The sequence below is a fragment of the Lentzea rhizosphaerae genome (genome assembly GCF_042649515.1).
Taxonomy (GTDB): domain Bacteria; phylum Actinomycetota; class Actinomycetes; order Mycobacteriales; family Pseudonocardiaceae; genus Lentzea; species Lentzea aerocolonigenes.
In genome coordinates this window covers 272,414-294,072 of record NZ_JBHRZI010000027.1, presented here as the reverse complement: position 1 = coordinate 294,072, position 21,659 = coordinate 272,414, and the positions used below count along the sequence as shown (strand labels likewise).

At 69.2% G+C, this 21,659-nt stretch carries 26 protein-coding genes and 1 riboswitch; of the genes, 16 read left to right on the top strand and 10 right to left on the bottom strand.

Features of this window, described 5'->3' with window-relative positions; translation table 11 throughout:
* The 3 genes from ACFOWZ_RS31300 to ACFOWZ_RS31290 form a co-directional block, all read left to right on the top strand.
* On the top strand, window positions 1-684 hold a 684-nt coding region (locus tag ACFOWZ_RS31300; RefSeq protein WP_382377507.1), incomplete at its 5' end, for a M50 family metallopeptidase.
* A 42-nt stretch (window positions 685-726) separates the two neighbouring features.
* Window positions 727-2,460 carry an arginine--tRNA ligase gene (argS, locus tag ACFOWZ_RS31295; RefSeq protein ID WP_382377506.1) on the top strand — a complete coding sequence of 578 codons (1,734 nt, stop codon included), beginning with the start codon at window positions 727-729 and terminating at the stop codon, window positions 2,458-2,460.
* Between the two features lie 72 nt (window positions 2,461-2,532).
* Window positions 2,533-2,832 (top strand): WhiB family transcriptional regulator, encoded by a 300-nt coding sequence (locus ACFOWZ_RS31290; RefSeq protein ID WP_030468948.1) that lies wholly within the window; start codon window positions 2,533-2,535, stop codon window positions 2,830-2,832.
* Between the two features lie 120 nt (window positions 2,833-2,952).
* Here the strand turns inward: ACFOWZ_RS31290 and ACFOWZ_RS31285 are convergent, their stop codons facing one another.
* The gene (locus ACFOWZ_RS31285) at window positions 2,953-3,684 is read right to left on the bottom strand and encodes a SigB/SigF/SigG family RNA polymerase sigma factor (RefSeq protein WP_382377642.1); all 732 of its coding nucleotides are present in this window, start codon (window positions 3,682-3,684) and stop codon (window positions 2,953-2,955) included.
* A gap of 74 nt (window positions 3,685-3,758) precedes the next feature.
* On the bottom strand, window positions 3,759-4,157 hold the full coding sequence (locus tag ACFOWZ_RS31280) for an ATP-binding protein (protein WP_382377505.1): 399 nt from the start codon (window positions 4,155-4,157) through the stop codon (window positions 3,759-3,761).
* Between the two features lie 132 nt (window positions 4,158-4,289).
* Here ACFOWZ_RS31280 and ACFOWZ_RS31275 point away from each other — a divergent pair, with 132 nt between their 5' ends.
* Window positions 4,290-4,958, top strand: coding sequence for an ATP-binding protein (locus tag ACFOWZ_RS31275; protein WP_382377504.1), 669 nt, complete (start codon window positions 4,290-4,292; stop codon window positions 4,956-4,958).
* Here the strand turns inward: ACFOWZ_RS31275 and ACFOWZ_RS31270 are convergent.
* Both ACFOWZ_RS31270 and ACFOWZ_RS31265 read right to left on the bottom strand, forming a co-directional pair.
* Window positions 4,955-5,314 carry an STAS domain-containing protein gene (locus tag ACFOWZ_RS31270; protein ID WP_382377503.1) on the bottom strand — a complete coding sequence of 120 codons (360 nt, stop codon included), beginning with the start codon at window positions 5,312-5,314 and terminating at the stop codon, window positions 4,955-4,957. The genes ACFOWZ_RS31275 and ACFOWZ_RS31270 overlap by 4 nt on opposite strands.
* A 154-nt stretch (window positions 5,315-5,468) precedes the next feature.
* A complete protein-coding gene (locus tag ACFOWZ_RS31265) occupies window positions 5,469-6,134 on the bottom strand; it encodes an ANTAR domain-containing protein (protein ID WP_382377502.1) in 666 nt (221 codons plus the stop codon).
* Between the two features lie 253 nt (window positions 6,135-6,387).
* Here ACFOWZ_RS31265 and ACFOWZ_RS31260 point away from each other — a divergent pair, with 253 nt between their 5' ends.
* The 9 genes from ACFOWZ_RS31260 (at window position 6,388) to gcvP (ending at window position 14,584) form a co-directional block, all read left to right on the top strand.
* Window positions 6,388-6,591, top strand: coding sequence for a hypothetical protein (locus ACFOWZ_RS31260; protein WP_382377501.1), 204 nt, complete (start codon window positions 6,388-6,390; stop codon window positions 6,589-6,591).
* A gap of 108 nt (window positions 6,592-6,699) precedes the next feature.
* The gene (locus ACFOWZ_RS31255; protein WP_382377500.1) at window positions 6,700-7,281 is read left to right on the top strand and encodes a CDP-alcohol phosphatidyltransferase family protein; all 582 of its coding nucleotides are present in this window, start codon (window positions 6,700-6,702) and stop codon (window positions 7,279-7,281) included.
* A 42-nt stretch (window positions 7,282-7,323) separates the two neighbouring features.
* Window positions 7,324-7,707: a glycine cleavage system protein GcvH gene (gcvH, locus tag ACFOWZ_RS31250; RefSeq protein ID WP_382377499.1), complete on the top strand. Its 384-nt coding sequence runs from the start codon at window positions 7,324-7,326 to the stop codon at window positions 7,705-7,707.
* A 113-nt stretch (window positions 7,708-7,820) separates the two neighbouring features.
* Window positions 7,821-8,276, top strand: a complete 456-nt coding sequence (gene garA / locus ACFOWZ_RS31245; protein ID WP_030468957.1) for a glycogen accumulation regulator GarA — start codon at window positions 7,821-7,823, stop codon at window positions 8,274-8,276.
* Window positions 8,277-8,309: 33 nt separating this feature from the next.
* Entirely contained in the window at window positions 8,310-8,864 is a 555-nt protein-coding gene (locus tag ACFOWZ_RS31240; protein WP_382377641.1) for a MerR family transcriptional regulator, read from the top strand.
* A 151-nt stretch (window positions 8,865-9,015) separates the two neighbouring features.
* A complete protein-coding gene (locus ACFOWZ_RS31235) occupies window positions 9,016-9,489 on the top strand; it encodes a bifunctional nuclease family protein (protein WP_030468959.1) in 474 nt (157 codons plus the stop codon).
* A gap of 305 nt (window positions 9,490-9,794) precedes the next feature.
* Window positions 9,795-10,361: a MerR family transcriptional regulator gene (locus ACFOWZ_RS31230; protein WP_030468960.1), complete on the top strand. Its 567-nt coding sequence runs from the start codon at window positions 9,795-9,797 to the stop codon at window positions 10,359-10,361.
* A gap of 79 nt (window positions 10,362-10,440) precedes the next feature.
* Window positions 10,441-11,385, top strand: a complete 945-nt coding sequence (locus tag ACFOWZ_RS31225; RefSeq protein ID WP_382377498.1) for a Clp protease N-terminal domain-containing protein — start codon at window positions 10,441-10,443, stop codon at window positions 11,383-11,385.
* A 56-nt stretch (window positions 11,386-11,441) separates the two neighbouring features.
* Window positions 11,442-11,540: riboswitch (glycine riboswitch) on the top strand.
* 152 nt (window positions 11,541-11,692) lie between these two features.
* Window positions 11,693-14,584 carry an aminomethyl-transferring glycine dehydrogenase gene (gcvP, locus tag ACFOWZ_RS31220; protein ID WP_382377497.1) on the top strand — a complete coding sequence of 964 codons (2,892 nt, stop codon included), beginning with the start codon at window positions 11,693-11,695 and terminating at the stop codon, window positions 14,582-14,584.
* A 161-nt stretch (window positions 14,585-14,745) separates the two neighbouring features.
* Here the strand turns inward: gcvP and ACFOWZ_RS31215 are convergent, their stop codons facing one another.
* Genes ACFOWZ_RS31215 through ACFOWZ_RS31205 form a run of 3 tightly spaced genes read right to left on the bottom strand, consistent with a single transcriptional unit; the run spans window position 14,746 to window position 16,402 of the window.
* Complete coding sequence (locus tag ACFOWZ_RS31215) at window positions 14,746-15,351, bottom strand: class I SAM-dependent methyltransferase (RefSeq protein ID WP_382377496.1); 606 nt, start codon at window positions 15,349-15,351, stop codon at window positions 14,746-14,748.
* An 11-nt stretch (window positions 15,352-15,362) separates the two neighbouring features.
* Window positions 15,363-16,022, bottom strand: coding sequence for a maleylpyruvate isomerase family mycothiol-dependent enzyme (locus ACFOWZ_RS31210; protein WP_382377495.1), 660 nt, complete (start codon window positions 16,020-16,022; stop codon window positions 15,363-15,365).
* 2 nt (window positions 16,023-16,024) lie between these two features.
* Window positions 16,025-16,402, bottom strand: coding sequence for a DUF3224 domain-containing protein (locus ACFOWZ_RS31205; RefSeq protein ID WP_382377494.1), 378 nt, complete (start codon window positions 16,400-16,402; stop codon window positions 16,025-16,027).
* A gap of 49 nt (window positions 16,403-16,451) precedes the next feature.
* Between ACFOWZ_RS31205 and ACFOWZ_RS31200 the strand changes: the two genes are divergently transcribed.
* Together ACFOWZ_RS31200 and ACFOWZ_RS31195 are read left to right on the top strand one after the other, a co-directional pair.
* Complete coding sequence (locus tag ACFOWZ_RS31200; RefSeq protein WP_382377493.1) at window positions 16,452-17,423, top strand: helix-turn-helix transcriptional regulator; 972 nt, start codon at window positions 16,452-16,454, stop codon at window positions 17,421-17,423.
* Window positions 17,411-18,223, top strand: coding sequence for an aldo/keto reductase (locus tag ACFOWZ_RS31195; protein ID WP_382377492.1), 813 nt, complete (start codon window positions 17,411-17,413; stop codon window positions 18,221-18,223). The genes ACFOWZ_RS31200 and ACFOWZ_RS31195 overlap by 13 nt, the downstream gene beginning before the upstream one ends.
* Window positions 18,224-18,286: 63 nt before the next feature.
* On the opposite strand, the gene ACFOWZ_RS31190 is transcribed toward ACFOWZ_RS31195, so the two are convergent.
* Window positions 18,287-19,993, bottom strand: coding sequence for a substrate-binding domain-containing protein (locus ACFOWZ_RS31190; RefSeq protein ID WP_382377491.1), 1,707 nt, complete (start codon window positions 19,991-19,993; stop codon window positions 18,287-18,289).
* Window positions 19,994-20,056: 63 nt separating this feature from the next.
* Window positions 20,057-20,872 carry a 3-methyladenine DNA glycosylase gene (locus ACFOWZ_RS31185; RefSeq protein WP_382377639.1) on the bottom strand — a complete coding sequence of 272 codons (816 nt, stop codon included), beginning with the start codon at window positions 20,870-20,872 and terminating at the stop codon, window positions 20,057-20,059.
* A gap of 76 nt (window positions 20,873-20,948) precedes the next feature.
* Here ACFOWZ_RS31185 and ACFOWZ_RS31180 point away from each other — a divergent pair, with 76 nt between their 5' ends.
* On the top strand, window positions 20,949-21,392 hold the full coding sequence (locus ACFOWZ_RS31180; RefSeq protein WP_382377490.1) for a DUF1801 domain-containing protein: 444 nt from the start codon (window positions 20,949-20,951) through the stop codon (window positions 21,390-21,392).
* Between the two features lie 18 nt (window positions 21,393-21,410).
* Here the strand turns inward: ACFOWZ_RS31180 and ACFOWZ_RS31175 are convergent, their stop codons facing one another.
* Complete coding sequence (locus ACFOWZ_RS31175) at window positions 21,411-21,656, bottom strand: hypothetical protein (protein ID WP_382377489.1); 246 nt, start codon at window positions 21,654-21,656, stop codon at window positions 21,411-21,413.
* Window positions 21,657-21,659 lie beyond the last annotated feature (3 nt).

Sequence of the window (21,659 nt, the reverse complement as noted above, 5' to 3'; positions counted from 1 at the left end):
TCGATGCCTTCCGAGTTGCTGACCCACGAGGTGCTGATCACGTGGGGCACCGCGCTGGCCGCGTTCCTGGCCGTCGCCCTGCACGGGATCTGGCGGATCACCCGCAACGTCATCACCATCGCCCACGAGGGCGGCCACGCCCTGGTCGCGGTGCTGACCGGACGTCGCCTCAGCGGCATCAAGCTGCACTCCGACACCAGCGGCCTCACCGTCTCGCGCGGCAAGCCCCGCGGTCCCGGCATGGTGCTCACCGCGCTGGCCGGCTACATCGCCCCGTCCCTGCTCGGCTTCGGTGCCGCGGTGCTCATCACCAACGAGCAGATCCAGCTGATGCTGTGGATCAGCATCGGCTTCCTCGCGGCCATGCTGATCATGATCCGCAACGTCTTCGGCGTCCTGTCGATCATCGTCACCGGAGGCGTGTTCTTCTTCGTCTCCTTCTACGCGACGCCCGAGGTCAGGGACACCGCCGCGTACGTCTTCGCGTGGTTCCTGCTGCTCGGTGGCGTGCGCCCGGTGTGGGAGCTCCAGGTCAAGCGGTGGCGCAGGCAGGCCCCGCGCAGCGACGCCGACCAGCTCGCGTGGCTCACCGGCGTGCCCGCGCTGGGCTGGGTGACGCTCTTCGGCTTGGTCAGCGCGGCGGCGCTCGTGGGCGGTGGCGCGCTGCTGCTCGGACGCTGGTGAGATACTGGGACTCTTCAGCCGGATTTCAGGAAGGTGGGCTCAGTGCTGCGTGGGGATGTCGGGCTCGAACTGGGCCAGCGGGTCGCGCGGGCGTTGCGCGCCGCTCTGGACGTGGACATCACCGCCGAGGAAGCGCTGATCCGACCGTCCAACCGAGACGGTGCCGACTACCAGTGCAACGTGGCGATGAGCCTCGCCAAGAAGGTCGGCCGCAACCCGCGTGAGGTCGCCGCGCTGATCGTCGAGCACCTCGGCGCGGCCGACGCGCTGGAGACCACGGAGATCGCGGGCCCCGGCTTCATCAACCTCAAGCTGCGCCGCGAGTGGCTGGAGCAGCAGGCCGCCGCCCTGCTCGGCGACGACCGCCTCGGCGTGCCGACGGCGGACGAGCCGCGGCGCATCGCGATCGACTACAGCAGCCCGAACGTCGCCAAGGAGATGCACGTCGGGCACCTGCGCTCGACGATCATCGGTGACGCGTTCTGCCGCCTGCTGACGTTCGCGGGCCACGAGGTCATCCCGCACAACCACCTCGGTGACTGGGGCACCCCGTTCGGCATGCTCATCGAGCACCTCACCGACGAGGGCCACGGCGCCGACCACGAGATCAGCGACCTGAACGCGTTCTACCAGCAGGCCCGGCAGAAGTTCGACAACGAACCGGGCTTCGCCGACCGCGCGCGCCGCCGGGTCGTGCTGCTGCAGGGCGGCGACGAGCACACCCTGGCGCTCTGGCGGGAGCTCGTGGCGGAGTCGCAGCGGCACTTCAACCAGATCTACGAGCTGCTCGAGATCGGCCTGTCCGCGGACGACAACTACGGCGAGAGCTTCTACAACCCCTACCTCGCCGACACGATCACCGAGCTGCAGCAGAAGGGCCTCGTCGAGACCAGCGACGGCGCGCTCTGCGTGTTCCCTCCCGGCTTCACCAACCGCGACGGCGACCGGCTGCCGCTGATCATCCGCAAGAGCGACGGCGGCTACGGCTACGCCACCACGGACTTCGCGACCGTCCGCTACTGGGTGCGCGACCGCAAGGTGGACCAGCTGATCTACGTGGTCGGCACGCCGCAGGCCCAGCACTTCCAGATGATCTTCGCGACGTCGAAGCAGGCCGGCTGGCTCGACGACGCCCACACCGCCGTGCACACCGGCTTCGGCACGATCCTCGGCTCGGACGGCAAGACGATCCGCACCCGCGCGGGCGGCACGATCAAGCTCATCGAGCTGCTCGACGAGGCGGTCGAGAACTCGTACAAGGTGATGCCCGAAACGTCCGAAGTGGAGGGTGAGGAGAAGGACGCGCTCGCCCGCACCATCGGCCTCGGCGCGGTGAAGTACGCGGACCTCTCCAACGACCGGGAGAAGGACTACGTCTTCACCTGGGAGAAGATGCTCGCCACCACCGGCGACACGTCCGTCTACATCCAGTACGCGAACGCCCGCATCCTCTCGATCGGCCGCAAGGTCGGCCGCGAGGCCCCTGCGGACGCGCCCCTGGTGCTCCAGGAGCAGGCCGAACGCGACCTCGCCCTGAAGCTGCTGCAGCTGCCCACGGCGATCCAGGCGGCGATCGACGAGCTGGCCCCGCACAAGCTCACGACGTACCTGTTCGAGACGGCGACGGCGTTCTCGACCTTCTACAACCACTGCCCGGTGGCGACGGCGGAGTCGCAGGAGTTGCAGGACTCGCGCCTGCACCTGCTCACGCTCACCTCACGAGTGCTCACCCTGGGCCTGTCTCTGCTGGGTATCGGCGCACCCGAAAGGTTGTAGCGGGTTTATCCCCCTCGGGACCGGGGGTACGCAGTGATCGCAACTCTTCCGCCCTCGTTCTTGGGAGTCGCGATGACCTGCACGACCCGTCTGCCCAAGCCGGTCACCGACGTGTGGGACTGGCAGATGCACGGTCTGTGCCGAGGCCGCAACAGCGCAATCTTCTTCCACCCGGACAACGAACGGGGCTACGCGCGGGCCGCGCGGGAGGAGAAGGCGAAAGCGATCTGCGGGCACTGCCCGGTGCTGGAGCAGTGCCGCGCCCACGCGCTCGAGGCCCAGGAGCCGTACGGCGTGTGGGGCGGCATGGGAGAGGACGAGCGGCGCCAGATCATCGCCGCGGCCCGGCGCCGCGTCCGCGTGGCGAGCTAGTGCGCCCTCCCGAGCCCGAGTCCAGGCTCCCGACTACCTCGATGAACGGCGCATTCGTTCACCTCAGGTGGACGAATGCGCCGTTCATCGAGGGCGAACGCGCCGGTGTCACGGCGCCGATCACTCTTCGAGCACGTCTCGCAGTTGCCGCAGCGTCTTCGCGAGCAACCGCGAGACGTGCATCTGCGAGATGCCGACCTTCTGCGCGATCTGCGTCTGCGTCATGTTGCCGAAGAACCGCATGATCACGATCTTGCGCTCCCGCTCGGGGAGCTTCTGCAGCAGCGGGTGCAACGCCTCCCGCTGCTCGATCATCGCGATCTCGGGATCTTCCTCGCCGATGGTCGAACCGAGCGAGATCGACGAGTCCTCCGACATCAGCATGTCGTCCAAAGACGCGCTCTGGTAAGCGTTTCCGGCCGCGAGTCCTTCGTGGATCTCCTCGCGTGACAACCCGAGGTGCTCGGCCAGCTCCGACGGCGTGGGCGCCCGTCCGAGCGACTGCGACAGGCGCGAGGTGCCCGCGTTGATCGCCAGGTGCAGCTCCTTGAGCCGTCTGGGCATGCGGACCGACCAGCTGGAGTCGCGGAAGTACTTCCGGACCTCGCCCATGATCGTCGGCACGGCGAACGACAGGAAGTCGCTGCCGCGGTCGGGGTCGAAGCGGTCGACCGCGTTGATCAGGCCGACCGTCGCGACCTGCACCAGGTCCTCGTGGGGTTCGCCGCGGTGGCCGAACCGGCGTGCGATGTGCTGGGCGACCGGGAGGTGCTCGGTGACGAGCCGGTCCCGCAGAGTTTCCCGCGCAGGACCGGCAGGGGTCTGCGCGAGTTCGGCAAACAGCGGGGCCAGGTGGTCGTAGTCACCGCCCTGCGAGGACTTCTTCTCCTCGCCAGGGGAGGTTTTGGTCGCCTCCTCCGAGCCCGTCACGCATCCACCGCCCCTGCCGAAGACTTCACGAGGTCGATGTGGACCACGAACCCTTCGGCGTCCTCGACTCTGGTCTGCACGGAGTCGACGAGCGCGGTCAGCACGCGCCAGCCGAAGCTGCCCTCGTCGGGACCCGCCGCGGACTTCGCGAGAACTCTCGCCCTGACGTGCACCGCTCCCGCGCCGTCCACCGCGAAGTGGCAGCTGAGCGTGGCGTCCTCGGCCGCCAGCGTGATCAACGTCGAGCACGTCTCGTCGACGGCGAGCTTCAGGTCCTCGATCGAGTCGAGGTCGAAGTCCTGCCGCATCGCGATGTCCGCGGCGACCGCGCGCACGATGGACAGCTGCGTGGGATCCGCGGCCATCCGCAGTTCGACCCCTGACAATTGCGTCACACCCACCTCGTAGTCCGTTCTGCTGAAGGCCGGCACGTCATTGCCGTACCCGAATCGATCTCATTTCACACGTGTATTGGCTCGTGGGCCCGGGAAGTCACCTGTCAGAGGCAACCACAGGGGAGGAGCGCTGTGCTGGTGCAAGAAGACTTCCTGGCCCTCCGCTTCCCCGCAGACGCACGCGAGGTGGCGCCGGTGCGGCACCAGTTGCGCGAATGGCTGCAGGACAGCGGATTCGGCGAGGACGAGGCGAGCGACCTCGTCCTGGCCGTCAGTGAAGCGGTGAACAACTCCGTCGAACACGCCTATCCCGGACCTGCGCGCGGCACCGTCGAGGTGAGCGCGCACCTCGATCTCGACGGCGCGGTCCGCGTCGACGTCACCGACCACGGCGAGTGGCGCGTGCCGCCTCCCGCGCTCACGATGCGCGGACGGGGACTCCTGCTCATGCGGGAGAGCGTGGACTCCGTCGAGATCGACCGCAGTGCGGGCGGCACCACCGTCCGCCTGCGCAGGGCCCGTTCGCCGGTGGTGCCCCCGAGCCGGGCGGCACCCGAGTGCGACGTGCGGGTCCACGAGACCTCCTCCGGCGTCGTAGCGGTCGTGCGCGGGAACGTGCCGGTCGAGGCCGGTCCGTCGCTGCGCCGCACGCTCACCACGGCCGCGCGGGGCGGCACGGTGCCGTTGACCGTCGATCTGAGTCAGCTCGGTGCGGAGAAGGGCGGCGTGGAAGAAGCCCTCTTCGCCGTCGCCGACGCGCTCAGGTCGGCCGGCAACCGCCTCACCGTCAAGATGCGCTAGCCCAGGGCCGAGTCCACGGATCCGTGGACGCTGAACACCTCTCCCAGCCCGGTGGCCTCCAGCGGCCTCGTGACGGCCCGTGCGGTCGCCACGACCTTCAGGGTCGCGTTCGCCTGCTGGGCCAGCCTCGCCGCCTCCACCAGCACGGCCAGCCCGGCGGAACCGAGGAAGGTCACGCCGGTCATGTCCACGACGAACGTGCCGCCGTCGCCCAGGCCGTTCACCAGGGCGTCGCGCAGCGCGGGCGCGGACACCATGTCGACCTCACCGGACACGGCGAGGACCGTGACACCGGGCGCCGGCTGCCGCACCGACAGCTCGATCGTCTGCTCCGCTCGCGGGTCCTGCACAGTCACCGATGTTCTCCCTCGCACGACAGGGAGCCGCCACTGCAGCGGCCCCGACGCGGCTGCTGGCTCAACCGCTGCGGCCTCACCGTACGGGAGAGACCGCTCGACAGGACAGATCGAGCAGGCTGTACCCGAACAAAGGTTGGCTCAAACGTGCGTCTCACAAATTCACCGCGCCCCAGAGCCGCCGCGCGGTGTCGAAGGCGATCTGCGGCGGCATCGTCATGTCGTCGGCGTCCTCCAGCTCCCCGCTGGCCACCAGCACCAGCGCCATCGAGATGTCCCGCAGCTTGACGTTGGCGTGCTGACTCGCCCGCACGAGCAGCTCGAACGCGTCCCCCGGCGGGCACGGCCGTGCTCCCATCAGCAGCCCCTTGGCCTGCTCGATGTAGCGCCGGTGCTGCACCATCCGCACCATCTGGTCGGCCCTGAGCACCTCGCCGGCGCAGAACTCCACCACCGCGGCGGCGGTCGCGACGAGGGGTTCGATCTCCTCGATGGCCTTGAGGTCCTCGAGCCGCGGCGGGTGGTCGAGGTAGACGGTGAGCACCACCGGACCGCCGTCGCCCCAGCTCCCCGGCACGGCCACCACGTCCAGACCGCCGACCTGACCGGTCACCTGCCGTTCGTCGCGGGAGGCCTCGACGAGCGGTCCCTCCTGTCCGTCGACCTGGGCCTGGTCCAGCTCCCGCGCCACGCCGACGGCCCTGAGCACGGCCCCGTCCGGCCACACGCTGAGCCCGGCACCCCGGCACCCCGGCAGCCGTTCGCACAGGTGGTCCATCAGCCGGGTGATCAGCTGACCACCGAATTTCACCTCGTCCACCCGTCGAGGTTAGGCCCTGCCGATGCCTGGCGGACGCCGTGCGGTCATCGGCGTACGACGAACGGTTGCACAGGCAAGGACCCGTTCATCCCCTGCGCTTCGGGGCCGAACAGCTCGGCGCGCCGTTTGATCCAGTTAACGCTAAGGACCCAAACAGGACACGTGTTCTGAACCACAGTCGGACAGAATTCGTTTCCAGGGATAACGCCGGAGCCCCGGTGCGCGACATCCCTGATGTCACGGAGGGATTGAAATGAGAACCGCCATGGAAACCCAGCCGCAGCAGGCAGAAGAGCTGCCCACGACGCCCTGCAGCGTCGTGTGGAGCCGGGGGCACGCCTACGTGCTCGAGGGTTTCCGCGCTCGCTGGGTGGGACGTGACGACCGCGGTCGCCCGCACGCCATCACCGGTGCAGAGATGCAGCGCCAGGGCTGGACACTCACCCGCACAGTCTGAAATTTCACCTGCAAGAAACGAACGTCCCGCACATACCGCAACCAGTCGCACCGCGTGCCGTGACGCCATCCGGCAGCCCGTGCGCAGTCACTCGTTTAGAGTGCGGGTGTGCGTGATCCGGCTGATCGCCTGCTGACGATTCCGAACCTGCTCAGCGTGTTGCGGCTGGCCGGTGTTCCGCTCTTCCTGTACCTGTTGCTCGGACCCCGCGCGGACGGCTGGGCGCTGCTCGTCCTCGTCTTCGCGGGGCTTTCCGACTGGCTGGACGGCAAGCTCGCCCGCTGGCTCAACCAGATGAGCAAGCTCGGCGCGCTGCTCGATCCCGCCGCCGACCGCCTCTACGTGTTCTGCACGCTGGCGGCGTTCGTGGTCAGGGACATCGTTCCGCTGTGGATCGCCCTCGTGCTCGTGGGGCGAGAGATCGTCGTCGGCATCTGCCTGCTGATCCTGCGCGGACGGGGCTGGGGCCCGTTCGAGGTGACGTACCTGGGCAAGGCCGCGACCTTCAACCTGCTGTACGCGTTCCCCCTGCTGCTGCTCGCGCAGGGCGACTCCGGCTGGGCGCAGGCCGCGCAGCCGTTCGCCTACGCGTTCACGGTCTGGGGCGGAGCGCTCTACCTGTGGTCGGCGCTGCTGTACGTCTACCAGTTCTTCCTGGCCCTGCGGGTCACTCCCGGCAAGGTCGCGTGAAAAGATCACTCCATACAGGTTCAGCACGAGGAGCGCAGTCAGTTGATTCCCGAGGAGCTTCGCTACACCGAGGAGCACGAGTGGGTCGCCAGCACGGGCGAGAACACCGTGCGCGTCGGCATCACCGACTACGCCCAGGAGCAGCTCGGTGACGTCGTCTTCGTCCAGCTGCCCGAGGTCGGCCACACCGTCTCCGCGGGCGACACGTTCGGTGAGGTCGAGTCCACCAAGAGCGTGTCCGACCTCTACTCGCCGCTCGACGGTGAGGTCGTCGCCATCAACGACGCGTTGGTGCAGGCACCGGACTCGGTGAACTCCGACCCGTACGGCGAGGGCTGGATGGTCGAGATCCGGCTGAACGACCCCGAAGCGCTGGAAGGCCTGCTGGACGCGGACGGGTACAAGGCGTTGGTGGAGAAGGAGTGACGTCGATCTTTCGCCGGATCTTCGGCCGGAAGGGGAGCCGCTCCTCGGGTGGCGACCCGAACGCGATAGGTTTTACCGGAAGTGACGGATCCAGCAGCAGGAGGAGAGCTCAGGTGAGCACGAACGACGGCCCAGGCGTTCCGCCGGAGCAGTCCCCGGAGCGGACCTCCGTCTTCCGGGCGGACTTCCTCGCAGAGGTCGAAGGCGCCGAGGCGCCCGCACAGGAGCCGGCCGTTGCCGGCGTCGACGCCCTTCCCGCCGGTTCCGCGCTGCTCGTGGTGAAGCGCGGTCCGAACGCCGGTTCCCGGTTCCTGCTGGACCGCGACACGACGAGCGCAGGGCGCCACCCCGACAGCGACATCTTCCTCGACGACGTGACGGTCTCGCGCCGCCACGCCGAGTTCCGCAGGGAGAGCGGCGAGTTCGTCGTCATCGACGTCGGCAGCCTCAACGGCACCTACGTCAACCGCGAGCCGGTCGACCAGGCCGTCCTCGCGAACGGCGACGAGGTCCAGATCGGCAAGTTCCGCCTCGTCTTCCTGACGGGTCCTGGCTCCGCGGGAGCCTGACGCGTGACGGCCGGGCGGCCACAACGTGGGGGACTGAGCATCGGGGCGGTGCTCTCGCAGCTCCGCCCCGAGTTCCCCGAGGTCACCATCTCCAAAATCCGCTTCCTGGAAGCGGAGGGGCTGGTCCGCCCGGCACGCACCGCCTCCGGCTACCGCCAGTTCAGCGTGGCGGACGTCGAGAGGTTGCGGTTCGTGCTGTCCGCACAACGCGACAGGTACCTGCCGCTCAAGGTGATCCGCGAGCAGCTCGACACCGCCACCGCTGTGTCCACTGCGGTGACGCGGATCGATCTGCTTGCCCAGACCGGAATCAGCGCCGAGCAGCTGTCCCAGCTGGAACGCGACGGTCTGCTGCGCCCAGGTCCCACCGGCCGTTTCACCACCGACGACATCACCGTGCTCCGCACGGTCCGGACGATGACCGGACTCGGCGTCGAGCGCGAACACCTGCGCGCGGTTCGCGCGGCAGCGGACCACGAGGTGGTTCTGCTGAAGTCCTTCTCAGATCCCGAGACGGTCCGGGAATTGGCCGACCTGTTCACCTCGTTGCACACGTTGTTGGTAAGAGCGGGCTTGCGTCAGTCCTGACCTGTCGGCGGCTGATGCAGTCTTGATCACGATCTGCCCGCAACGATTGAGCACACGGCCCGCTTGGCGGGTAGCGTCGAACACGTACGCCGGGGGATGCTCGGGTGTGAATCCGGGTACTCCCGAACGACATAGAGGGAGGCGAGGCCCGATGAGCGAGATGCGCGTCGTCGGCGTACGGGTGGAGCTGCCCCAGAACCAGCCGATCCTTCTTCTGCGCGAAACCGAGGGCGAGCGGTACCTGCCGATCTGGATCGGCTCGGTCGAGGCCACGGCCATCGCGCTCGAACAGCAGGGTGTCCGCCCTGCCCGCCCGTTGACGCACGACCTGCTCAAGGACGTCATCGGGGCACTGGGGCGCAACCTCGAACAGGTCCGGATCACCGACCTGCAGGAGGGCACGTTCTTCGCGGAGCTCGTGTTCGACGGCGACGTGCGGGTGTCCGCGCGGCCCTCGGACTCGGTGGCGCTGGCGTTGCGGGTGGGGGTGCCGATCCACGCAGAGGAGTCGGTGCTGGCCGAGGCCGGCCTCATCATCCCGGACGAGCAGGAGGACGAGGTCGAGAAGTTCCGCGAGTTCCTCGACTCGGTCTCACCTGAGGACTTCAGGGGCGCTGACACCTGAGTTTCGCGGTGTGTCGCTGTCCGTCTTGTTTGGAACCACCGTGCTCCACCCGAGTGTCGCTCTTTTGGGCTACGTTCCGTCCGATTCGGCCGCTAAACGATCACTAAACGTCACCTGAACGTCCTACTTCGGGTGACGGTATGACTCTCTACCTGAGGTTGAGGGTCGACACTCCCCGCGCGTCGCGTTGACCTGCCCTCGGACCGGTCTTACCGTCGAACTCGAGTGGACGTCGCTGGTTCGCGCGAGCTGACGCAGCGGCTTGACGGCCTCGACTTTCGTGGCCGTTCCGAGGGGAGGCAGGCGTGGTCGAGGAAGCGCCCGTTCGGGCCGAATCCGGGCAGCAGGGTGAGCTGTTCCCGGACTCCTCGCTGCCGGACGAACTCGTCGGCTACCGGGGGCCCGCGGCGTGTCAGATCGCGGGCATCACGTACCGGCAGCTCGACTACTGGGCCCGGACCGGACTCGTCGCTCCGACGATACGGATGGCGCACGGCTCCGGCAGCCAGCGGTTGTACTCCTTCAAGGACATCCTGGTGCTCAAGGTCGTGAAGCGACTGCTGGACACCGGCGTCTCGTTGCAGAACATCCGCGTCGCGGTCGACCACCTGCGCCGGCGCGGCGTGCAGGACCTGGCGAAGATCACCCTCTTCTCGGACGGCACGACCGTCTACGAGTGCACCTCGCCGGAAGAGGTCGTCGACCTGCTGCAGGGCGGTCAGGGCGTGTTCGGCATCGCCGTGAGCGGTGCGATGCGCGAGATCAGCGGCACCATCCACGAGTTCCCGGCCGAACGTGCGGACGGCGTCGAGATCGCCCCGATGACCGAGGACGAGCTGACCCGCCGCCGCCGCGAGCGCGCCACCGGCTGAAGGATCATGGCCGGCTGGCCGCCCCGCGTGGCCGGTCGGCCGAAGCGTGCGGACCGCGCTGTTCCCTAGCGTCGAGCACATGACGAGCACACCCTCCTGGCAGGTTTTGAAGGTCCTGGCCGACGCGGCGCGGCAGGCGTCGCGGCTGGAGTCCGGCTTCGTCGGTACCGAGCACCTGCTGATCGCCCTGGCGGACTCGATCGGCCGCGGCCGCAGGCTGGGCGTCAAGTCGGTGCGGGCACAGGCGGTGGCCGGAGGCTGGACCGGTGACGACGGCGGCGCGGCCGTGTCCGGTCCGGAGGTCACCGCGCTGATGCGCATTGCCCACCACCACACTCACGTCGAGCCCGTGCTGCCGGTGAGTTGCGCCTTGGACGGGTGTTTGCGGTCGGCGATCGCAGAGGCCGGCGACGGCGTGCTGACCACGACCCATCTCTCGGTGGCGTTGCTGTCGCTGCCGTCCGGACGCGCCGCCGAGCTGTTCGGCGTTCTGCGGGTGGACGTCGAGGCCACGATCGAAGCCGTGCGGAAGGCCGCAGAACCGGAAGACGCTTCGGCGGTGTGGCTGCTGCGCCAGGCGGGGGCGTTGGAGGGCGAGTCCGGTAGCGGCACCATGCGGTGGCTGGCGCGGTTCGTCCTGCGTCGCCAGAGCACGGGCGGACCGGTGCTGAACGTCGTGCGAATGGAGGCGAACAGGCTCGCGGTGGCCGCTGGGCGTCAGGAAACGGCGGCGGACCTGGTGGCGGCGGTGCTCGCGGTCGACCACCAGCTGACTGCTGCCGGGTGGCGCTTGCGGCCGGAGCTCTCCTCCGGCGGGGCGGCGGCGCTGCGGGCGGCCGGTGTGGACCCGGCCACGTTGCCGGCGGCGACCGGCGCCGGGATCGAGCGGTTCATCGAGGGTGCCAAGCTCGTCGCGGCCCGGCGCGGGGAAGTGGTGGGCACCGCGCACCTGCTGGTCGCGGTGCGCGACGACCTGTTGGACCCCGTCGGCCGGGTGTTGCGGGATCTCGCCGTTGAGACGTAGGTCGCGTCCCTGGGGACTAGCGGGGCTGCCTGCGGGTATCCTTTGCGGGTAGTCGCTGAACTCAGGCGGGAGAGACCGGGATTCCACGAGCCCGGCGCCGAAGGAGCAAGTCCCTCCCCGGGAACCTCTCAGGCATCCAGGACCGCGTGAGCGAGACGCCTCTGGAAAGTGGATCCCGCTGCAGTGGGATCCCGCCGACGGTGAAAGCCCGTGCAGCTGCGGGTGAACCTCTCAGGCGCCCTTCGGGGTACGGACAGAGCGGGGAGGGCACCAGGACACGTGTGCCCGCAGCCCCCGGAGGCGTTTGATGACGCAGGACCGCATTCCGCTCGCCGCTCTCGAGCACGGCACCCCGTTCGCCGACCGCCACGTCGGTCCGCGCCCCGCCGAACTCGCGCGCATCCTCGACGTCATCGGCGTCGGATCGCTGGAGGAGCTGGCGCAGCGCGCGGTGCCGTCGTCCATCCACGAGCGCGACCTCGTGCTGGACCTGCCCGTCCCGGCGACCGAGACCGAGGCGCTGGCCGAGCTGCGTGAGCTGGCCGCGCAGAACCGCCCGATGACGCAGATGATCGGTCTCGGCTACTACGACACCGTCACGCCGGGCGTGATCCTGCGCAACGTCCTCGAAAGCCCCGCCTGGTACACGGCGTACACGCCGTACCAGCCGGAGATCTCGCAGGGCCGTCTCGAGGCGCTGCTGAACTTCCAGACCATGGTCGGCGACCTGACCGGCCTGCCCGTCGCGAACGCGTCCATGCTGGACGAGTCGACCGCCGCCGCCGAGGCGATGACGCTGGTGCGCCGCGCCGGCAAGTCCAAGTCGAACAAGTTCGTCATCGACGCCGACACGCTGCCCCAGACGCTCGCCGTCATCGAGACGCGCGCGGAGCCGTTGGGCATCGAGATCGTCGTCGCCGATCTGTCGCAGGGCATCGAGGGCCTCGGCCTGGGCGGCGACTTCTTCGGCGTGCTGCTGTCGTACCCCGGCGCGTCCGGTGTGGTGCGCGACCAGGCCGCGTTGATCGAGGAGATCCACGCCGCCGGTGCACAGGCCGTCGTCGCCGCCGACCTGCTCGCGTTGACGCTGCTGCGCGCGCCGGGCGAGATCGGCGCGGACGTCGTCATCGGCACCACCCAGCGCTTCGGCGTGCCGATCGGCTTCGGTGGCCCGCACGCCGGGTACATGGCCGTCCGGTCCGGCCTGGAGCGTCAGCTGCCCGGCCGTCTCGTGGGCGTCTCCGTCGACGCGGACGGGTCCCTGGCCTACCGCCTCGCGTTGCAGACGCGCGAGCAGCACATCCGCCGTGAGAAGGCCACGTCGAACATCTGCACCGCGCAGGTGCTGCTGGCCGTGATCGCGTCCATGTACGCCGTCTACCACGGTCCCGAGGGCCTGCGCGCCATCGCGACCCGCGTGCACCGCCTGGCCACCGTGCTCGCCACGGGCCTGTGCGAGGCCGGTCTCGACGTCGTGCACGGCGAGTTCTTCGACACCGTCCAGGTCCGCGTTCCCGGTGAGGCTGCGGCGGTCGTCGAGAAGGCCCGCGCGGCCGGCATCAACCTCCGCAAGGTCGACGAGGACGTCGTGGCGATCGCGTGCGACGAGAAGACCACGCGGGCGCACCTCGTCGCGGTGTGGGAGGCGTTCGGGGTCACCGGGGCCGATGTGGACGCGATCGACGCCGACACCGCAGACGGCATCCCGGCCGACCTGCGCCGCACGTCGGACTACCTGACGCACCCGGTCTTCCACGCGCACCGCTCCGAGACCGCGCTGCTGCGCTACCTGCGCGCGTTGTCCGACAAGGACGTCGCGCTCGACCGCAGCATGATCCCGCTCGGCTCCTGCACGATGAAGCTGAACGCGACCGCGGAGATGGAGTCCATCACCTGGCCGGAGTTCTCGACGCTGCACCCGTTCGCGCCCGCCGAGGACGCCGCCGGTCTGCTGAAGATCGTCTCCGACCTGGAGGCCTGGCTGGCGGAGGTCACTGGCTACGACGCCGTGTCGCTGCAGCCCAACGCCGGTTCGCAGGGCGAGTTCGCCGGTCTGCTGGCGATCCGCGCGTACCACCGTTCGCGCAACGAGGAAGCGCGTGACGTCTGCCTGATCCCGTCGTCCGCCCACGGCACGAACGCCGCGTCCGCTGTGATGGCCGGCATGCGCGTCGTCGTCGTGAAGTGCGATGACAAGGGCAACATCGACATGGGCCACCTGCGTTCCACGGTCGCCGAGCACGCGGACGACCTGGCCGCGATCATGATCACCTACCCGTCGACCCACGGCGTGTACGAGGACACCGTCCGCGAGGTCTGCGGCCTGGTCCACGACGCGGGCGGCCAGGTGTACGTCGACGGCGCGAACCTCAACGCCCTGATCGGCCTGGCGCGCTACGGCAAGTTCGGCTCGGACGTCTCGCACCTGAACCTGCACAAGACGTTCTGCATCCCGCACGGCGGTGGCGGCCCCGGCGTCGGCCCGATCGGCGTGCGTTCGCACCTCGCGCCGTTCCTGCCGAACCACCCGCTCCAGCCGACCGCCGGGCCTGCCACGGGCGTGGGCCCGATCTCCGCGGCTCCCTGGGGTTCCGCGTCGATCCTGCCGATCTCGTGGGCCTACGTGCGCATGATGGGCGGCGACGGCCTGCGCCGCGCCACCCTGACCGCCGTGGCGGCCGCCAACTACGTCGCACGCAGGCTGGACGAGCACTACCCGGTCCTCTACACCGGCGAGGGCGGCTTCGTCGCCCACGAGTGCATCCTCGACCTGCGCCCGATCACCAAGGCCACCGGCGTGACGGTGGACGACGTCGCCAAGCGTCTCGCCGACTACGGCCTGCACGCCCCGACGATGTCGTTCCCGGTCGCCGGCACCCTGATGGTCGAGCCGACCGAGTCCGAGGACCTGGCCGAGATCGACAGGTTCATCGACGCCATGATCGCCATCAAGCGCGAGATCGACCGCGTGGGCGCGGGCGAGTGGCCCGTCGAGGACAACCCGCTGCGCAACGCCCCGCACACCGCGGCCTGCGTGACCACGGGCTCCTGGGACCACCCGTACACCCGCGAGGAGGCCGTGTTCCCGGCCGGTACTTCTGCTCCGAAGATCTGGCCGCCGGTCCGCCGCATCGACGGCGCGAAGGGCGACCGCAACCTGGTCTGCTCCTGCCCACCGCTCTCCGCCTACAACAGCTGATCAACTGATGAACGGCGCTTTTGTCCACCTCAGGTGAACAAAAGCGCCGTTCATCGCTTTCAAGCTCCGGCGGGGCAGGCGGGGTCGCCGCAGTCCTCGGCGTCCAGCTCGACGGTTTCACCGCACCGCTGACAGATCTGGTCGTTCACCGCCAGATGGTCTCACCCGCGCCGTGCGAAGAGGACGGCCCCGTCCTCGCCGAGCAACCACTGCGCCTCCACCGTGAAGCCGGCTTCCCGCAGCCACTGCGCCACGCGCTCCGGCCGTCGCAGGTGGACGTGGACGCGCATCGGGTGCCCGCCGTAGCCCTGCGTCTTCAGGTTCGTCCGGTCGCCGACGTGGAAGCCGAGCTGCAGCAACCCGTTCGGGCGCAACGCCTCCCGGAAGTGCCCCAGCACCGCCGGCACGAGCTCGTCCGGCACGTGGATCAACGACCACCACGCGATGATCCCGCCCACGGAGACGTTGAGCGGCTCGGTCATCGACCCCACCTCGAACCGCAGCCCGGGATGTCTCGCCCGCGCGAGTTCGATCATCGCGGGGGAGAGGTCGATCCCGAACGCGTCCACCCCGAGCTCGTGCAGACGTGCGGTGATGATGCCGGGTCCACAGCCGACGTCCGCGACAGGCCCGCGCACCTCCTCCGCGAACAACCGCAGCGCCGCCCGCAGGTGCGGCAGCCCGTCCAGCAGTTCGCGAGTCTGGTCGGCGTAGTCGACCGCCACCGTGTCGTAGGAATCGCGGGTGTCCGTCAGCCAGTCGTTCACGCCGCAGGAAGTTACTCCTCGAACGGCTCCGGCCGGTGCCGTCCGAACAAAGCCAGCGAGGAGATCCACACGTCCGGATCCCCGTCCCAGTCGAGCGCCTTGATCTGGTCCGCGGACCGCCGCCCGCCGATCGCCCGCATCAGCTCGAACGACGTGGTCCGCAACGTCCCGGCCGGCTCACCGTGCCCGAGCACGCGGTCCCCGTGTTCCAGCGTGATCCGCAACGCCGGCACGTCGTTCTCCCGCATCCGCTGGTCGAGCTGCTGCAACGGTTTCGTCAACGCGGACCGCACGGCGACGCCGTCCCGGTCGCCGGGAGCTCCGAGCGCGGCACGGAGGTCGTGCTCGTGCTGCACGACCTCCGAGATCAGCACGGACCCCATGGGTGAGTCGAACAACGGCTCGGCCAGCGAGCGGTTCGCGTCCCACTCCGCGAAGGCGTCCTCCAGGGAGTTGTCGCGCCGGTCGCGGACCTGCCGTTCGCCCCACTCTCCCGACTCGACCCCGTCGAACCGGCGGTCCACGAAGTCGCGCAAGCCCCCGGCCAGGTGCGCCACCACGTCCTTGACCGACCAGCCCGGCGTCGCCGCCACGGGTGTCTGCGGATCCCTGCCCCGGACCAGCTCGGTGATCCGGTGCTTGGCCGCGTCGTAGAGCGGGGCGTTGGTCATCGTCAGACCTCGTACTCCAGGGTGTAGGTGGCGCTGCCATCCTCCGCCCAGTCGACCGTCGCCGCACCTCGCGCGCCCGCGTAGGCGCCGGTGCCGTCCAGGATCTCGATCACGCCCTCGACGCCGTCGCGGTACGCGCCGACGTGCCGCAGCACCAGCGTGCCGTCGTCGGTCGTGATCTCCTCGATCGCGGTCGTCCAGCACACGGTGTCCCCGTAGGACATGAGGTAGCGGCAGTTCCCGATGCCGGTCACGTCACCGCTGTAGGCGAACTGGACGTGCGCCTCGGTCAGCTTGCGTCCCTCGACCTCCTTGTAGGGACGGCCGTCCCAGGTGTTCTCGTCCCAGCTCTTCATCGCGATGGTTCCGGTTGCCTTCATGTGGACCACTCTGCTGGCAGTTCCTGACAGTTCGTGTCAGGTTTGACGAATGAAGTCGAGCCGTCTCATGCAGGTGCTCCTGCTCCTCCAGTCGCGGGGCCGGATGACGGCCGACGAGCTGGCGTCCGAGCTCGAGGTCTCGCCCCGCACGATCTACCGCGACATCGAGTCCCTCGGCGCCGCCGGCATCCCCGTCTACGCCGACCGCGGCCCCACCGGCGGCTACCAGCTCGTCGACGGCTACCGCACCCGGCTGACCGGTCTCACCACCGGCGAGGCGCAGTCGCTGTTCCTCGCCGGGCTCCCCGGCCCCGCGGAGGAGCTGGGGCTCAAGGAGTTCGCCGCCGCCGCCCAGCTCAAGCTCCTCGCCGCGCTGCCGACCGAGCTGCGGACGCGGGCCGAGCAGATCCGCCAGCGGTTCCACCTCGACACCCCGACGTGGTTCCGCGGCGACGAGCCCACCGAGCACCTCGCCACGATCGCCGACGCCGTGTGGGAGCAGCGCAGGGTGCGGATGACCTACCAGCGGTGGGGCAACCAGACCGTCGAGCGCGAGGTCGACCCGTACGGTCTCGTGCTCAAGGCCGGCACCTGGTACTTCGTCGGCAGCGGCCGCACCTACCGCGTGTCCCGCGTGCTGTCGCTCGACGCGCTCCCGGACACCTTCGAACGACCGGCGGACTTCGACCTCGCCGCGTTCTGGGCCGAGTGGTCGGAGCAGTTCGAGACCCGCATGTACGGCGAGCGGATCACGGTCCGCATGACGCGAGCGGGCCTCGACAAGACCCAGTACCTGCTCAGCGGCCACCAGGCCCGTGTCATTCGAGACGCGGCACCCGAGCCCGGCGAGGAGTTCGGCTTCCCGACCGAGTCGACCCGGCACGCCGTCGCTGACCTGCTCAAATTCGGTGCCGACGTGGAGGTGCTGGCACCTGATGAGGTGAGACACGAAATCGTCGAGACCGTCAAGGCGATGCAAGACCTCTACAACGGTGCGAAGCTACGCGCATGGTTCCGCTGATCTCGTTGAACAACGGAGTACGGATCCCTCAACTCGGCTTCGGCGTCTTCCAGGTGCCGGAGGACCAGGTGGCCGGTGCGGTCACGACCGCGATCGAAGCCGGCTACCGCAGCATCGACACGGCGGCCGCCTACCGCAACGAGTCCGGTGTCGGCGACGCGATCGCCGGCGTCCCCGACCTGTTCATCACGACCAAGCTGTGGAACTCCGACCAGGGCTACGACGCGACGCTGCGCGCGTTCGACGAGAGCATGCGCCGCCTGCGCCGCGACGTGCTCGACCTGTACCTCATCCACTGGCCGACCCCCGAACGCGAGCTCTACACCGAGACCTGGCGCGCGTTCGAACAGCTCTACGCCGACGGACGGGTCCGCGCGATCGGCGTCTCGAACTTCCACACGCGACACCTGCAGCGGCTCTTCGACGAGTTCCCGACCACCCCGGCGGTGAACCAGATCGAGTTGCACCCGTTGCTGCAGCAGGAAGAGATGCGCAAGGTCCACGTCACCCACCGCATCGTCACCGAGGCGTGGTCACCGCTCGCCCAGGGTGCGTTGCTGAACAAGCCCGACATCACGAGCCTCGCCGAGAAGTACGGCAAGACCCCGGCCCAGATCGTGCTGCGCTGGCACGTCCAGCTCGGCAACGTCGTGATCCCGAAGTCCGTCACGCCGTACCGGATCAAGGAGAACATCGACATCTTCGACTTCGAGCTGGCGCAGGACGACATGACGGTCATCGCCGAGCTGGACAACGGCACCCGCACCGGCCCGGACCCCGACCGCTTCAACGCCGCCTGAGCAGCTCCTCCACTCCGTTCGCGGCCCTGGCCGCGCCACCCGGCGCGGCACCGCGGGTTCCCGTCACGCCTTCGTCGACAGGACCTGGCCCAGCGCGGCGTCGAGCCCGTCCGCGTTCTCCACGACGGACACGCTGCCGCCCGTGGTCTGCGCGATGTCGGTCAGCGCGCCCTTGTCCACGTCGTTGCCGATGGCGATGAAGCTGACCGCGAGATCCGTCCCGTGCAGCTGCGACTTCAGCGCCGCCAGGTCGATCCCGCCGTCCGGGGCGCCGTCGGTGATCACCACGACCCGGTTGACCCGTCCGGCCACGAAACCGTCGTGCGCCGCCTCGTAGCACGCCGCCAGCGCGCTGTAGAGCTGTGAGCCTTCAGTGGTCTTGAGCCCGTCGACGGCCTTGCGCAACGCCTCGCGCTTGTCCGCGACCGGCCCGGTCGCGACGAGTTGCTTGTACGGCTTGGACCCGTCGAGGTCGCGGGCGAACTCCCACAGCCCGAACGACCCCGACACCGATCTGTCCACCTGGCCGCGCAGGGCCGCCTTCACCTTGTCCAACCTGGGTTTCATCGACGTCGAGACGTCCGCCAGCACCGTGACGACCTGCCCGCCGCGGTCCGCCGACGCCCAGGCGGAGGAGATCTGCTGCGCGGTCGTCGCGTCCGCGGCCACGAGGTTCTCCGTCACGGCGGACCAGGACACGCCCGGCGAGGGCGACGGGCGGTCCTGAGTGGACTCGACGCGCAACCCGCCGCGCGCGAGAATGGCCTGCTGCGCGGGCTGGGTCATGAAGTCGCGGAACGCCTGCGCCGCACGCTCTTCCGCCTCACCGACCTCGGCGCCGCCCAGTGCCACGTACGGGAAGTCCGCCACCGGAGCCGGACCGGCGGGCAGCACGCCCACGAGCGGCTTGGACGGTGCGTCCTTGCCGGTGTTGTGCTTGAACAGGTCCACTTCGGACACCGGCGTCACGGAGAACCCTGCCGCGTTGACCGTCGCGCTGTCGCCGAGGCGTCCCAACGCGTCACGCGTCGTGGCCGGCACCTCCGGCGGCACCGTCGCCGCCAGCTTCGTGAGCTTCGCCTTCGACGCCTCCGACCCGAGCGACTCCGCCGTCACCGGGCCCTTGCCGTCGGCGAGCGCCGCCTGGATCGCCAGCGCGGAGGCGGTGTTCGCGGCGGGGTCGGGCATCGCGACGCTGAACCGGCCCCAGGACTGGCCGAACTTGCTCCAGTCCGTGACCTCGGGCATGTCCGACCACCGGAAGTCCTTCAGCACCGGCGCGGCGGCCTCGGGAGCCGCGAGCAGCACCGGCGAGGTGCCGACGGACTTGGGTGCCGCACCGACCAGCTTGGCGTTGAGCGCGGTGAGCCGGTTCGCCCACAGCGTCGAGTCCGGGAGCCACGCGTGGGGCCGCTTGCCGAGCTTCGACTCGTCCCAGGTCGTCGTCAGGCCGTCCAGCACCGCGGAGGAGTCCAGAGACGTCACTTCGATCGCGATGCAGTGGTCGTACACAACGGGCCGTGTCGCGCTGTACGCGCGCGCCACATCCGCAACGGCGCCGGCGATGCTCGGCGTCGCGGCGACGCGCAGCACGGAGTCGCCCTCGCTGCAGTTCTGCGCCAGTGCCTGGGAACGCCTCTCGAGCACCCCACCTGCCCACGACAGGGCGAGCCAGCCGAGGCCGATCAGCACGACGAACACGACGATCAGCACGGGCCACTTGGCGATCCCACGCTTCACCTTCGCCCGCAGGGCGCGGTGTCGAGACATCGATCCCTCACAACTACTCAGCGGCCCCCGACGACCGCCAGTCACGCTAACAGGTGAACTCGGTCAGCGAAGTGAAGTCACTGTAAGTATCGACTGGCATACGAACACGAGCCGTTCTCGCAACGGTTGTGCCCGCTCAGCGAACGCCGCCTGCCGCCGCGCGTACTCCGAACGGCCCTCCGGAGTCTCGATCGGCACCGGCCCGTAGCCGAGTTTCGCCAGGTCGTAGGGGGAGGCCTGCATGTCGAGCTCCCGCACGTCCGCCGCCAGCTCGAAGCAGTCGGCGACCAGGTCCGACGGAGTCGCGGGCTCCAGCTTGTACGCCCATTTGAACAGGTCCATGTTCGCGTGCAAGCACCCCGGCTGCTCGTTCGCCACCTGGTCCTCCCGCGTCGGCTGGAGGGTGTTGCGCGGCCGTGCGGGCTGCGTGAAGAACCGGAAGGCGTCGAAGTGCCCGCACTGGATCCTGCTCGACTCGACCACGGCGTCGGTCCCGTCGCTGCCCAGGCGCAACGGCCAGGCGTTGTGCCGGACCTCCTCGGGCTGCTGCCGGTAGACCATCGCCCACTCGTGCAGCCCGAAGCACCCGAGCCGCGCCGGCCTGCTGAGCGTGGCCGTGAGCAGCGCCTGGACGAACTCGAGCGTCTTCTCCCGCTGCGCCAGGAAGCTCTCGACGTCGAGCGTCACACCGTCCGGGGTGTCCTTGTAGTGCGGAAACTCCAGGTATTCGGCGGCGTCCTCCAGGACGATCCCAGGCCCCGGATGCCATCGTTCGAGCCGCACGGGCCGATGGCTGTAGTACGTGAAGAGGAAGTCCATGACCGGGTGCTTCTCCTTGCGAAGCTTCCGCTCCTGGTGCGGCCCGGTGAACCGGCGCATGCGCGCGACGTGCTCTTCGCGCAACTGGTGCCATTCGGCTCGGGTCAGGACCTCCACGGGCGATTACCGTACGCGCATGGTGAAGAGCAACGCTTCCACGGTCGCGGAGTACCTCGCCGAACTGCCTGATGAGCGGCGTGCCGAGGTGGAGGCTGTGCGCGACGTCATCCTCGCCAACCTCCCCGACGGCTATGCCGAGGTCATGGACTGGGGCCTGATCACCTACTCGGTGCCGCTGGAGGTGAGCGGCCCCACGTACAACAAGAAGCCGCTCATGTACGCGGCCCTGGCCGCCCAGAAGAACTACTACGCCGTCTACCTGATGACGGTGATGGGCGACGGCGAGGAGTCGTTCCGCGCCAGGTGGGCGGCGACCGGCAAGAAGCTCGACATGGGCAAGGCCTGCGTGCGCTTCAAGCGGGCCGCCGACCTGCCCCTGGACGTCATCGCCGATGAGGTGGCGCGCCTGAGCGTCGAGGACTTCGTCGAGTGGCACCGCCAGGCTCGTGCCACGGGGTGACCGCCCGCCTGACAGGCCCTAGAGCGGCGGCACCAGCCCGGTGAACGTCCGCGCGCCGTTGCAGTGCGGGCACTCCCGCCCGTTGTCGACGGTCCGCGGCGTCCCGCTGATGATCGCGAGCGTCGGCGCCGCGATGTAGCTCGCGCCCCCGCACAGGTGGCAGACCGTGCGCGGCTCTGGCGTGACGGCGAAGAGGTCGTCCGGGTCTTCCTCGTCCTCGAAGTCGTCGTCCTCGGCGAACTCGTCCTCGTCGTCCTCACTCATGGT